This window comes from Tenacibaculum finnmarkense, assembly GCF_900239185.1.
In the GTDB taxonomy this organism is placed as follows: domain Bacteria; phylum Bacteroidota; class Bacteroidia; order Flavobacteriales; family Flavobacteriaceae; genus Polaribacter; species Polaribacter finnmarkensis.
In genome coordinates this window covers 22,905-36,322 of record NZ_OENA01000060.1, presented here as the reverse complement: position 1 = coordinate 36,322, position 13,418 = coordinate 22,905, and the positions used below count along the sequence as shown (strand labels likewise).

The following is a 13,418-nucleotide window of genomic DNA, read 5'->3' as shown; positions in this document are numbered from 1 at the left end:
TAGTAAATTTTAAAAATGAGTGCATTTTACGGCTCATTTATCAAAAAAAAACAATTACATGACCACATTATTCATAAATATTAAAGAATTAATTCAAGTTAGAGATGCTGCTGTTAAAAAAGTTTCAGGAGCAGCGATGGCTATTTTACCAACAATTAAAAATGCCTTTTTATTAATTAAAGATGATAAAATAATTGATTTTGGCGAAATGACACACTTAAAATCAGCCGATTTAAAAGGAATTAATTTTGATAAAAAAATTGATTGTACAGGTAAAATGATACTGCCAACTTGGTGCGATTCACACACACATATTGTCTATGCAGGAAATCGAGAACAAGAATTTGTAGATAGAATTAACGGCTTAACTTATGAAGAAATTGCGAATAACGGCGGTGGAATTTTAAATTCTGCAAAGAAACTACAACAAACTTCTGAAGAGGATTTATACGCTCAATCGGCAGTTCGTTTAGAGGAAGTTATGAAGCTTGGTACGGGTGCTGTTGAAATTAAATCGGGCTATGGTTTAACCGTTGATGCCGAATTAAAAATGCTGCGTGTGATTAAAAAATTACGTGAAAATTACAATCTTCCTATAAAAGCTACTTTTTTGGGTGCACACGCTTTTCCAAAGGAATATAAAGACAATAAAGACGGTTATATCGACTTAATTGTCAATGAAATGTTACCTAAAATATCCGAAGAAAATTTAGCTGATTTTATTGATGCTTTCTGTGAAACTGGCTATTTTTCAGTAGAAGATACCGACCGAATTTTAGAAGCGGGTAAAAAACACGGTTTAAGAGCAAAAGTACACGTAAATCAATTTACAACTATTGGCGGTGTTCAAGTAAGTGTAAAACACGATGCCTTGTCGGTAGATCATTTAGAAATTATGAATTCTGATGATATTAATGCTTTGAAAAACACCAATACCATGCCTGTTGCTTTGCCATCTTGCTCGTATTTTTTAAGTATTCCTTATACGCCTGCTCGTAAAATTATTGAAGCAGGATTGCCTTTAGCCTTAGCAACCGATTTTAATCCTGGTTCTACGCCTTCGGGAAACATGAATTTTGTGGTTGCAACTGCTTGTATTAAAATGAAAATGACTCCTGAAGAAGCGATTAATGCAGCAACTATTAACGGTGCTTACGCTATGGATTTATCCGAAGAAGTTGGAAGTATTACCATTGGTAAAAAGGCTAATTTTATCATTACAAAAGAAATTTTAAGCTACGGCGCAATTCCTTATAATTTTGGTTCTGTATTAATTGATACCGTTTTTATTAATGGGAAAATGATTTAGATTGTTTTGTTTGCTTATAGTTTATGGGATAATTAATAACATATATTTGAGCTGTTGTGCCTAATTTGGAAAAAATCATATACATATTAACAATTTTATTTTTATTTAGCTGTAGAACTTACACTAAAGAGAGGTTAACTATTAATTCTGAATCTTATGAATTAATAGTTCCAAGAAATCATAAAGAATTATTAATTCTATTTCCAGGTTTTGGAGGAAATAATCAAACAGTTAAAAGCGAATCGAATTTAATTAAAAGTGTTTTAGATAAAAACATTTCCGTCTTAATTATTAACATAAATAGAAATTTATTCCTGAATAAATTAGAAAAAGAAAAAACTACAAAACTTCTTTGGAAAATAATAAGCGAAAATAACATCAACGGAAACGACATTTATATTGGTGGATTTTCTGCGGGTGGAAATCTTGCCTTACAATTGGGGAAACACCTGACTTTTTATAAAAATGGGGAATTTAGTCCAAAAGGAATTTTTGTTGTAGATTCTCCTGTAGATTTAATACAATTATATAAAAACTGTGAACAGAAAGTTGAGCAAAATAATTCTATTCTTGTAAATGAATCTACTTTCCTATTAAATTATTTAAATCAAAAAATAGGAAAACCCAACGAAAATTTAGAGGAATATAAACTATTTTCACCATATTTAGATACTTTAAAATATATTGAAAATGTAAAATTTAAAGAAACCGAATTGGTATTTTATACAGAACCAGCCTTCGAATTTAATAGAACTGTTTATAACAGAGGTTTTGAGCAAACAAATAGTTTTCAATTAAAAAATTTACATAAAGAATTAACAAAAAATGGATTTAAAACATCATATATAGCATCTAAAAATAGAGGTTACCGAAAAAATGGAAAAAGAAATCCACATTCTTGGTCAATAATAAATGAAAGAGAAATTTTAGAATGGATAAAGAAAAAAACCATGCCCAATACTACATACAATTAGCAAGTTATTAGTAAATACTTACTAAATTTAGTGTTTTTTTTTTTAAAAAAAACTATATGTAAAATATTGGTTGTCATTAAAATTGAAGGAAATTGAGAAAAAGGAAAAAAGTTTTATTAGGGGTTCTTACAGTTTCAATTATTGGGTTTTTAATTCCTCAAAATTTGAATATGCCTGTAAAAGGTGCAACGAAATACGACTACAATTCCAAATCATTTTGGTTTTATCCTTGGGGAAAATCAGTTACTCACAAAGGGGTAGATATCTTTGCTAAAAAAGGAACTAAAATTAATTCATCTACTTCTGGATTAGTGTTATATACTGGCGAAATAAATGTTGGAGGAAAAGTAATTGTTATCCTTGGTCCTAAATGGAGAATTCATTATTATGCACATCTGAATGAATTAAGAACACCCTGTTTTTCTTTTGTAAATAAAAATTCAACAATCGGAACAGTTGGAACAAGTGGAAATGCAGCTGGAAAATCTCCACACTTGCACTACTCTATTTTGACAATAATTCCATACGTTTGGAGAATTGATTCAGAAAAGCAAGGTTGGAAAAAAATATTTTACTTAAATCCAATTGAATATTTTAAACAGAAAAATACAGCTAATAAGGTATAAAATAATTGTGAATTTATACTAAAAAAAGGTAGTTTCGTATCTGATTTTATTAAACGCTTAAAATCAGACTCCTTTACTTCTAACAACATCTCCAGAAAAAAAAATAAAATAATGCTTAAAATATTCAATAAAAATGATACTGCTAATTTTGTAAATCCCCGAGAAGGAGAAACAAAAATTGGGCAATGTGTACAAACTATTTCTTCTTTAGATGAACTTCAAAATTGTTCCGCTAAATTTGTAATTATTGGCGTACCCGAAGATATTGGCGTAAAAATGAATTACGGAAACGGTGGCGCTCATACTGCTTTTATTCCTGCTTTAAAATCGTTTTTAAATATTCAAGAAAATCAATTTATCAGCGGAAAAGATATTCTTGTTTTAGGTTATTTAGATTTTTTAGACGACGTTTCAACCTTTAATACTTCTGATAGAGAAAAAGGTAATTTACTAGTTAAAGCTATTGATAAAGAAGTATCTGAACTTGTTAAAAAAATCGTTAAAGCCAATAAAATTCCGATTATAATTGGTGGCGGACATAATAATTCTTACGGGAATTTAAAAGGATTATCCGAAGCTAAAAAACAGCCGATTAATGTGATCAATTTAGATGCACATACCGACTTGCGAAAATTAGAAGAACGCCATAGCGGTAACGGGTTTTCTTATGCAATTGAACATAAATATTTAGAGAATTACTTTATGTTTGGCTTGCATGAAAGCTACACCCCACAATATATTTTTGACTACATTCATAGCAATGTTAATATTGGCTATAATACCTATGAGGAATTAGAAGTTTATAAGTCGATTCCTTTTGAAAATGAGCTATTACGTGCTGAAAATTTTATTCAAAACAAACCTTTTGGTATTGAAATAGATTTAGATTGTATTCAAAATTTTCCTAGCAGCGCTATGACTCCTAGTGGTTTTTCACCTCAGCAAACACGTAAGTTTGTGTATTATTTTGCTAAAAACACTAATGCTAGTTATATCCATATTTGCGAAGGAGCGCCTACGGTTATGCAAGACCCCTCAGCGGTCAAGCAGGTTGGGAAATTTATTAGCTATTTAATTACTGATTTTATAAAAGCGCAAAAACAGGATTAAAGATTCATTTCAAAAGTAATTTACGGCACGATAATTGCCTTCGAAAAACAACAACCTTAGTAAAAAATTTTAACCGCATATTAATTATGAAAAAAATACACATTTTAGCTTTATCAATTGCAATTGCTTTATTTGGATGCAAAAATAACGAGCATAAAAATAACCCTGAAAATACCGTTAAAAAAGAAGATGTAAAAGAAGTTGTAAAAACGGTTGATAGTCATACTTCTGAAATTTCTTTAGATTGGAATGGTACCTATCATAGTTTTTTTCCTTGTGCTAGTTGCCCTGGAATTTTGACTACGGTAAAACTAAACAACGATAAAACATTTGAAAAATCAGATTTATATTTAGGAACTGAAAATGGTTATTTTGATAGTAAAGGAACTTTTTCGTTTACTAAAGATGGCGGAAAAATCATTTTAAAATCAGAAAAAGCTTCTGAAAACCAAACGACACTATATGCTGTTAAAGAAAATAAATTGATTTTATTAGATAAAGACGGGCAAGAAACAGCTTCTGAATTTGCGGAAATGTACACGTTAAAAAAAGCGTCAAATAACCCTATTGATTTTTCAAATAAAGTAATAAAAGGGTTTCTTACTTTTGGGCATGAAGTTTCATCTTTTAGACCTTGTGATGCTGAAAATTCTTATTGGATTACGGATCCAAGTAATAAATTAAGAGCGCTTTATTATAAGGAAATAGGAAACCAAAAAACTCCTTATACACCTGTAATGGCTGAACTTACTGTAAAAAATATCGGAAAAGCTACAGAAGGTTTTGCTGAACAATATGAAAGTGTTTTAGAAACAGTAGCAATTAAATCGGTAGCTGCTATTACTCCTGAAAACTATTGTAAATAGTAAAAATATGCTCATCATAATGCTTAAAAAAAGCTCAAAATATAAAAATATTATATTTTGAGCTTTTTTACTTTAGATATTTTTCTCACTCTTTTTATTATCTATATTTAACACTTCAAATACAGAACAACTCTATTCATCAAAAAACATTTTTACAAAAACATCAAAAATGAAAAAAACCCTTATACTTTTTATACTGATTTACACGTATGCCTGTAAAAATGATAAACAAAAAAACAGCAATATCACAAGTAGTATTGCTATTACAACAAGTATAAAAGAAGAAATAACAACAAAAGCAATACAAGAAGCAACAGAAAAAACGATAATAAAAGAAAAAGAATACAACTACAGCACTAATTTTATAGTAGGTAAATTTAATTACAAAAAAGATAGTTCTTTTACTAAAGTTCGTAAAAAACACGCTTCTAAAACACTTTATATTAATAAGGAAGTATATGCGGCATTTATAAAAATGTATGCGCATGCTAAAAAAGAGAACATTGATTTAAAAATAATTTCTGGTACGCGAAGTTTTTATGAACAAAAAGGAATTTGGGAACGAAAATGGAAGAAATATAATGCTTTAAAAGAAATTGACAGAGCGCTTAAAATTTTAGAATATAGCGCAATGCCTTCAACATCTCGTCATCATTGGGGTACTGATATTGATTTAAATAACCTGAATAATTCTTATTTTGATACAGGAAAAGGAAAAAAAGAACACGATTGGCTGCTTAAAAACGCGCCACTTTACGGTTTTTACCAAGTATATACCTCAAAATATATGGGGCGAAAAGGGTATCATATGGAAAAATGGCACTGGTCTTATCTTCCGCTTAGTAAAAAATATTTAAATTTTTATATTAAAAATATTCAAGCAAAAGATATTTCGGGCTTTAAAGGTGCATATTTAGCATCGGAATTAAATATAATAGAACTTTATGTAAACGGCATTAATAAAACACTAAAAATCAAACAATAAAAAAAGTTTATAAAATGAATAATAATGATGCTATAAAAAAAGAATTCAAAGAAATGGATTCCTTACTTTTTGAGGTAGAAAAAGAATTTATCCAAATTAAAAAACACCATAAAAAGCTTAAAAAATTGATACAAAAAACAAAAATATTAGAAGAGTTTTACTTTTCTGAAAAATGGCTAAAAAATAGAGATTTACTTACAGAATCATCTAAAAATAATACTGAACCAAACTCTTTTTATTCAGCTAGTGAAGACGCAATTTGGAATTTGTCACAAAGTTTACATACCGAAAAAATAAAAATTCTTAAAACAATTACCAAAACGCTTTAATTCTGCAAAAAATTAAACAAGCTCTTAGTAATGTCGTTTTATATTTCTTAAATTTGGTGAAAAATGGAAAGGAAATACCTCTATTGTCCTATATAATTTGACTAAAACAAACCAATGACAAACGAAACATTTGGAGCTTATTACTATGAAACTAAATCACCTACAGTATTTAAAAGTGATTCTAATCAACTTTACTTTTTTCAATCTTTTATAGGAAATCATACTATTGATGTAGAACTTGGAGACTGCATATATTATTTTGATGATGATTTAAAATTTGCTAAAGTTAAAAAAGGTCCTTGCAAAATTAAATCTATTCATTTAGCAACTATAATACGTGGTTATATGCCTCCTGAAGCATCTATATCAATGGAAGGAGTTACTACTTTACCATACGTAAATGGCTGTTCTACAAAGCAATTATTTCCTCCGATAAGACTAGGAGATCCTACATTACAATACTTAAAAATGCCCGCTTTTAGTAAAGAGCAAGAGCATCATATTCATTCAACTGTTAGAGTTGTTTTAATTATTGAAGGGTATGGAAAAAGTATTGTCGGTATTGAAAATAAAAATATAATTACGGAGTTAAAACCTGGTTCTGTTTGTGTTCTTGAACCAATGTGCCCACATCATTTTGAAACAGACACAGAAAAACCTTTAATTGCAATTCCTTTACATATTTTTTCTTCTGTTGGAGCAATAGAAAAAAACCACCCTATGTTTAATGGTACTATTATGATTTAAAAAATGAGCAACGAAAATATTGATAAAATTATTAATGCATTTCTTAAAGATTTTAATGAAATGTGTAAAACTAAAAAAAGAGATTTCCTGATTAGAGAAAAAATAGTTAATTATGAATCGGGTACTTACTCTAAAAAACAGGTAAAATATAATGTAACTTATAAAGTAAGCCGTAAAAAAAATACATGGGTTATAGAAGCTATAAATGGATTTTGGTTTTTTAAAAAGAAATTTTTACTGCTTCAAATTACTACAAAAGGTGAAAAATTAAATTTCTCAGGACTTTATACACATTCTTTTAAAGATTTTGAAAAATCATTATTAGAAGATAAGCTAAAAATATATTTGAATACTTGTAAAAAAATACGTCATGATGCCTTTGTCAAATCTTAATAGTATTTACTATTTATCTAAAAAACAATTATTCAATAGTAAAGAAATTAAGAAAAAAGCAAATCCTATTTACTTGCAGAGTTGTCTATTTTTTGGTGCTACTTTAATTGACCGTACAAAAAATTTAGATTCTGGAATTGATTTTACCATTTTAGATAAAATACCTCAAACATCAAATACATCAAAAACATTTTCAGAAATATGTAGTGAAAGAGCTCGTGAAATAATTAATGCGACTGATGGAGGAATTAAAGTATTATGGTCTGGTGGAATTGATTCTACCGTAGCATTAATATCGTTAATAAATGAATTAAAATCTATTGATAAAATTAACCGATTATCTATTTTATTATCAAAAGAATCGATTATAGAATATCCTACTTTTTTCAACGATATTATTGATAATAAACTTAATTATGAAATGATTAAAACAACTATTTTTAATCATATTCAACCAACAGAAACTATTATAACAGGCGAACATGGCGACCAACTTTTTGGTAGCGATAAACTTAAATACCCTATTCTAACAGGTGATGCTTTTACTCCTTATGAAGATATTTTAGAATTTATTGTCTCCAGAAAATTAGGTACCGATAAATTTACAAATCAAATTATAGATTTTATAGCACCTGTAATAAAAGAATCACCTTTTAAAATAATTTCGCTATACGATTATATGTGGTGGTTAAATTTTTCATTGAAATGGCAAACAGTATCAATGAGATTAATTTATGGTTTAGAGCGTAGTCATGAAGATTTAGAAACAAGTGTTTTTCATTTTTTTAAAAGTAATAGTTTTCAAGTTTGGTCTCTTGAAAATCATTCTTCAAAAATTAAAGAAGAATGGAATACTTATAAATATATTGCCAAAGAATTTATTTATGATTTCCATAAAGACCCTTTTTATCTAGAGAAAAAAGAAAAAGAACAATCTTTAAAAGAAGTACTAGTTAATAAAACTAATTTTTCAGCATTAACTTTTTCTAAAAAAATATTTAATCAAATAAAAAACAACTGATTATTTACACTCAAAATTAATCAATCCAATTTTTAAAGACTTTTACTCGCTCTCTACTTACTATTATTTCTGATTCATCATAAAAATGTAATACTAATTGTAAGCGAGAATTTGTGTAAGATATAATGTCTTTTATGGCATTTACATGAATGATAAAAGTTCTATTTACTCTAAAAAAATATTCAGGATTTAGCTGTTCTTGCCAATATTCTAACGAATTATCTATTAAATAATTTCGGTTCGTATTTGTATGAATATACGTTGCTTTATTTTCTGAATATAAACAAACAATTTGATCAATAGGTATCATTTTTATATGTTGCCCAACTTTAATAGTAAATCGCTTTTTAAACTTTCTATCAACAGGATTTACTAACAGCTCTCGAATAGCATCAATATTAATTTTTATATCCGATTTTTTAGGTTGATGCTCTTTAAATTTATCAAAAGCAACCTTTAACTCGTCTTGGTCAAGAGGTTTTAATAGATAATCTATCGAATTTAATTTGAATGTTTTTAATGCGTATTCATCATAAGCGGTTGTAAAAATAATGGCTGATTTTACTTCAATTTCTTCAAATATTTCAAATGATAATCCATCAGATAATTGAATATCTAAAAATATTAAATCAGGGTGTTCATTATTTTGAAACCAATTGATAGATTCTTCCACAGAATGTAGCATCGTTTTAGCTTCAATATTTAACTCAGAAAGCATTCTTTTTAAACGTCTAGCCGCTGGTTTTTCATCTTCTATAATAATAACATTCATATTTTTATTCTATTTTATTAGCAGCGGTAAACTCACGGTAAATGTTTTATTATTACTTTTAATTTCTACAGGTTTTTCGGTAATTAAAGCATATCTATCTATAATATTTTTCAAACCAATTTTTGTACTTTTACCTATATTTTCTTTAGGCTGTAGCGTGTTTTGAACCTCTAGAAAATCAGCGTGTTCAAAAATATGTATTTCTAAGGGTTTTGTTGATGAAACTACATTGTGTTTTACCGCGTTTTCTAATAATAATTGTAATGATAATGGTACTATTTTTAATTCGGGATTACTTACCGAACTAGGAATATTAAATTCTACGGCATCTTCAAAGCGCATTTGTAAGAGTTCCATATAATTTTTTGCGAATTTCAATTCTTCTTCTAACGGAATTAACTCTTTATTTCGCTGTTCTAAAACATAGCGATATATTTTTGATAATTTTGTAGTAAATTTCTCGGCTTTCTTCGGGTTTTCACCGATTAAAGAAACCAACACATTTAAACTATTGAACAAAAAATGAGGATCTAATTGACTTTTTAAACTTTCAAATTTTGCGGTTTGTGTTTTTGCAACAATTTCATGCTGTTTTGTTTCTTTTTTTACCGATGCTTTCCAGTTTTTCATAAAACCTCTAGCGTGTAAAAATGCGGATATTCCAAAAGAAAAGATTATCCAAAATAAATGTATCCAAATCATTTTTACAGAAAAAAAGTACTGCGGATTTTTATCATATAAAATAATAAACAAAAAGTAGTGAATTGCCAATATTACAGGAATTATATATAAAATAGTTGCTATAATACCCGCCCAAACACGTTTATTTGTTTGTGTAATCCAAGACCATTTCGTATTCAAGTAATGATTTAAAAAAATATTTCCTAAGCCTAATCCAAAAGAATAAATTGCTGAAATAAAAAACGTTAAACCGATGCCTTTTAATGTAAATTGCTTGTTTATCAAAACAAAAAACAACCCAGAAATTAAGGTGATTTTTAAACAAAGAAGTATGCCTTTTTTCATATTTTGTACTATTATTATTTAAATTATTTGGTTATTATTATTTCAACGATAAGAAATAATACGGTTATAAATACTGCTATTATAAATTTCATACGTTATTTTTTTAAGTGTTAATTCCTTACAAAGATGCTTTTTAAATAACTTTTACAATATTAAAAATAACTGAATCGTATTTTTATTGGGATGAATTGTAACAAATTGTATTTTTGAGCTACTTATAATTTAACAACTGTAAGAAACTTAGTGAAAAAGGAACTAGAAAATAACTTTTTATCTGATTTTGAAGCAAATCAAAATATTGTGCATAAAATTTGTAGGCTTTATACTACAAATCAGGATGCGCATAATGATTTGTTTCAAGAAATAACCATTCAACTTTGGAAAAACTACAGCAAGTTTAGAGGTGATGCTAAATTTAGTACTTGGATGTATAGAGTTGCTTTAAATACCGCAATTTCTTTATACAGAAAATCAACAAGAACTGTAAAAACACACGATATTACCGACTACAATTTTAAAATAAAAGCAGAGGACTATGACGATACGCAAGAATTACAATTAAAAGAACTATACAAAGCTATTCGCACATTAAATGATATTGATAAAGCGCTTATATTTTTGTACCTAGAAGACAAACCCTACAAAGAAATCGCTGTAACCTTAGGGATTAGTCAAGTAAACGCTCGGGTTAAAATGACTAGAGCAAAAGATAAATTAAAAAAAGTATTAAACCCATAACCTATGGATTTAGATAAATATAAAACAGCATGGAATAATCAGCCTGAACAAACAAATCAAGTCTCTAAGGCGGCTATTTATAAAATGGCACATGCAAAATCATCGTCTATTGTAAAATGGATTTTTATTATTGGAATATTAGAATTTTTATTTTGGATATTGTTAAACTTATTTACTGCTAAAAGTAAGTATCTCAAAATTTACGACTCTTTTAATTTAACCTCATTTATTGAAATTTCTTACTACATTCATTATGTTGTAATTATTGGTTTTTTATATGTTTTTTATAAAAACTACACCGCTATTTCTGTAACCGATGGCACAAAAGAACTGCTTCAAAAAATATTTAAAGTTCGAAAAACAGTTAAATTCTATGTTTACTACAACCTATTAACTTTTATTATTTTAGCTATTATTGTTAATGTTTTTATTTTTAGCGACTTAAATCACTTAAAAGAAATACTAGAAACAAACAATGCAATTATAGAGGAATCAAGCCTGTTTACAAGCATGCTGATTACTCAAATACTATTTCTATCATTATTTTTAGGATTATTCTGGTTATTTTATCAATTACTTTATGGTATTTTATTAAAAAAATTACTTAAAAATTACAAAGAATTGACTAAGTTTGATGAAAAAAAAATATTATGAATAAAATAATACTCATTTTTTCGCTCTGTTTATTTTCAATAAATAGCTTTTCGCAAGAAGATAATTTTTTTAACAATGTTCGTTTTGGTGGTACTTTTGGTTTTAGTCTAGGCGCTAACAGTACAACTTTATCTATCTCACCTAGTGCTGTTTATGATTTTACTGACGAATTTTCATTCGGAGCTAATGCTGGGTATTTATATAATAAAAGCAAAGATGCTAGTGCTAATATTTATTCTGCGGGGGTTGTTTCTATGTTCAGACCAATACCTAACATCGAATTTTCTGCTGAATTGTTACAATCTTATATTAATAAAACTACAAATAGTATTAAAGAGAATTACAGCTACCCTTCTTTAAATTTAGGAGCTGCTTATATAAGTGGAAAAGTAACTTTTGGCGTTCAATATGATGTATTATACAAAAAAGACAAAAGCATTTACGCAAATGCAATTTCTCCTTTTATAAGAGTCTTTTTCTAAACACTCAAACACTATTTTTTTTACAACCTATTTATATTGCTATTCGCAAGAATCGAGAAGTTTACTGTTTTCACTTTTGAAACCTGTAAGATGCTCGATTTTTCTTGTTTAACGAATGCCCTAGCCCCGATTGAAGCATTTGTTTGAGCTCCTTTTTTGATTTTTTTCAAAAAAGAGCGAGTGCGGAAAGCGGGAAATAGCTCCAAAAAATTACCTTAATTTCTAAAACTACAGTTTTAAATATATTTCCATTTTTATCTATGATTTTAAAATGTATTTTTGCAAAATGGTTACACAAGAACAACTTAAAAATATTACAGAACGAATAGGCAAGTTAAAAGGGTATTTAGATATTGAGAAGAAACTGATTGAAATAAGTAATGAAGAGGAAAAAACAGTAGATCCTGACTTTTGGAATCATCCGAAGCAAGCCGAAATACTGCTAAAAACATTGCGTGTTAAAAAGAAGTGGGTACTTGATTATCATACCGTTATTACGCTTAACGAAGACCTTGCCGTATTGTACGATTTTTATAAAGAAGGTGCTGTTGACCAAGAAGAAGTGATAGCGCAGTTTGACAAAACAATTGCTTTTTTAGAAGATATTGAGTTTAAAAACATGCTTTCTGATGAAGGTGATAATTTAAGCGCTACCATTCAAATTACTGCAGGTGCAGGTGGTACTGAAAGTTGCGATTGGGTAGAAATGCTTATGCGTATGTACACTATGTGGGCAGAAAAGCAAGGTTTTAACCTGAAAACACTCAATTATCAGGCGGGTGATACCGCAGGAATAAAAACGGTTACTATGGAATTTGAGGGCGATTATGCCTTCGGATGGTTAAAAGGCGAAAATGGCGTGCATCGTTTGGTACGAATTTCACCTTTTGATAGCAACGCAAAACGTCACACCACTTTTGGCTCGGTATATGTGTACCCTGTGGCAGATAACAGCATTGAAATTGATATAAACCCTGCCGATATTGAAATTGTTACCGCACGATCAAGCGGTGCTGGTGGGCAAAATGTAAATAAAGTGGAAACAAAAGTGCAATTAACACATAAGCCAAGTGGTATTCAAATTCAGTGTTCAAATTCTCGTTCGCAGCACGATAATAGGGCGACAGCTTTAAAAATGTTAAAGTCGCAATTGTATGAAATTGAACTGCAAAAAAGACGTGCTACTAGAGAAAATATTGAGGCAGGAAAATTAAAAACCGAATGGGGAAGTCAAATTCGAAATTATGTAATGCACCCTTATAAATTAATAAAAGATGTACGTACAGGGCATGAAACAGGTAATGTTTCGGCGGTTATGGACGGAAATATCAATCCATTTTTAAAATCGTATTTAATGCTAAACGGACAAAAAGAAAATTAATAAAA

At 28.6% G+C, this 13,418-nt stretch carries 16 protein-coding genes; 14 read left to right on the top strand and 2 right to left on the bottom strand.

All coding sequences use genetic code 11. The annotated features are described in order from the left end of the window. The first annotated feature begins 58 nt into the window (after positions 1–58). The 10 genes from hutI to AQ1689_RS08230 all read left to right on the top strand — a co-directional run bounded on the left by hutI (position 59) and on the right by AQ1689_RS08230 (position 8,360). Complete coding sequence (gene hutI / locus AQ1689_RS08275) at positions 59–1,309, top strand: imidazolonepropionase (protein ID WP_101955788.1); 1,251 nt, start codon at positions 59–61, stop codon at positions 1,307–1,309. 65 nt (positions 1,310–1,374) lie between these two features. After that, the gene (locus tag AQ1689_RS08270) at positions 1,375–2,283 is read left to right on the top strand and encodes a hypothetical protein (protein ID WP_101955787.1); all 909 of its coding nucleotides are present in this window, start codon (positions 1,375–1,377) and stop codon (positions 2,281–2,283) included. Positions 2,284–2,375: 92 nt separating this feature from the next. Further along, entirely contained in the window at positions 2,376–2,909 is a 534-nt protein-coding gene (locus tag AQ1689_RS08265; RefSeq protein WP_180947560.1) for a M23 family metallopeptidase, read from the top strand. A gap of 111 nt (positions 2,910–3,020) precedes the next feature. After that, a complete protein-coding gene (locus AQ1689_RS08260; protein WP_101955786.1) occupies positions 3,021–4,019 on the top strand; it encodes a formimidoylglutamase in 999 nt (332 codons plus the stop codon). 86 nt (positions 4,020–4,105) lie between these two features. After that, positions 4,106–4,885 carry a copper resistance protein NlpE gene (locus AQ1689_RS08255; protein WP_101955785.1) on the top strand — a complete coding sequence of 260 codons (780 nt, stop codon included), beginning with the start codon at positions 4,106–4,108 and terminating at the stop codon, positions 4,883–4,885. 169 nt (positions 4,886–5,054) lie between these two features. After that, entirely contained in the window at positions 5,055–5,870 is an 816-nt protein-coding gene (locus tag AQ1689_RS08250) for a M15 family metallopeptidase (protein WP_101955784.1), read from the top strand. A 14-nt stretch (positions 5,871–5,884) separates the two neighbouring features. Then, positions 5,885–6,199, top strand: a complete 315-nt coding sequence (locus AQ1689_RS08245) for a DUF4298 domain-containing protein (RefSeq protein ID WP_101955783.1) — start codon at positions 5,885–5,887, stop codon at positions 6,197–6,199. Between the two features lie 114 nt (positions 6,200–6,313). Then, complete coding sequence (locus tag AQ1689_RS08240; RefSeq protein WP_058885259.1) at positions 6,314–6,946, top strand: cupin domain-containing protein; 633 nt, start codon at positions 6,314–6,316, stop codon at positions 6,944–6,946. 3 nt (positions 6,947–6,949) lie between these two features. Further along, positions 6,950–7,339, top strand: coding sequence for a hypothetical protein (locus AQ1689_RS08235; RefSeq protein ID WP_101955782.1), 390 nt, complete (start codon positions 6,950–6,952; stop codon positions 7,337–7,339). Then, a complete protein-coding gene (locus AQ1689_RS08230; protein WP_101955781.1) occupies positions 7,317–8,360 on the top strand; it encodes a hypothetical protein in 1,044 nt (347 codons plus the stop codon). The genes AQ1689_RS08235 and AQ1689_RS08230 overlap by 23 nt, the downstream gene beginning before the upstream one ends. A 16-nt stretch (positions 8,361–8,376) precedes the next feature. On the opposite strand, the gene AQ1689_RS08225 is transcribed toward AQ1689_RS08230, so the two are convergent. Further along, positions 8,377–9,132: a LytR/AlgR family response regulator transcription factor gene (locus AQ1689_RS08225; protein WP_101955780.1), complete on the bottom strand. Its 756-nt coding sequence runs from the start codon at positions 9,130–9,132 to the stop codon at positions 8,377–8,379. A gap of 9 nt (positions 9,133–9,141) precedes the next feature. Beyond that, positions 9,142–10,158 carry a sensor histidine kinase gene (locus AQ1689_RS08220; RefSeq protein ID WP_101955779.1) on the bottom strand — a complete coding sequence of 339 codons (1,017 nt, stop codon included), beginning with the start codon at positions 10,156–10,158 and terminating at the stop codon, positions 9,142–9,144. A gap of 243 nt (positions 10,159–10,401) precedes the next feature. On the opposite strand from AQ1689_RS08220, the gene AQ1689_RS08215 reads away from it, so the two are divergent. From AQ1689_RS08215 to prfB, 4 genes are all read left to right on the top strand, one after another. Then, complete coding sequence (locus tag AQ1689_RS08215) at positions 10,402–10,896, top strand: RNA polymerase sigma factor (protein ID WP_101915146.1); 495 nt, start codon at positions 10,402–10,404, stop codon at positions 10,894–10,896. A 3-nt stretch (positions 10,897–10,899) separates the two neighbouring features. Then, complete coding sequence (locus AQ1689_RS08210; RefSeq protein ID WP_101915147.1) at positions 10,900–11,550, top strand: hypothetical protein; 651 nt, start codon at positions 10,900–10,902, stop codon at positions 11,548–11,550. After that, positions 11,547–12,032 carry a hypothetical protein gene (locus AQ1689_RS08205; RefSeq protein ID WP_101955778.1) on the top strand — a complete coding sequence of 162 codons (486 nt, stop codon included), beginning with the start codon at positions 11,547–11,549 and terminating at the stop codon, positions 12,030–12,032. The genes AQ1689_RS08210 and AQ1689_RS08205 overlap by 4 nt, the downstream gene beginning before the upstream one ends. 286 nt (positions 12,033–12,318) lie before the next feature. Beyond that, positions 12,319–13,413: a peptide chain release factor 2 gene (gene prfB, locus AQ1689_RS08200; RefSeq protein ID WP_101915149.1), complete on the top strand. Its 1,095-nt coding sequence runs from the start codon at positions 12,319–12,321 to the stop codon at positions 13,411–13,413. Positions 13,414–13,418: the final 5 nt, after the last annotated feature.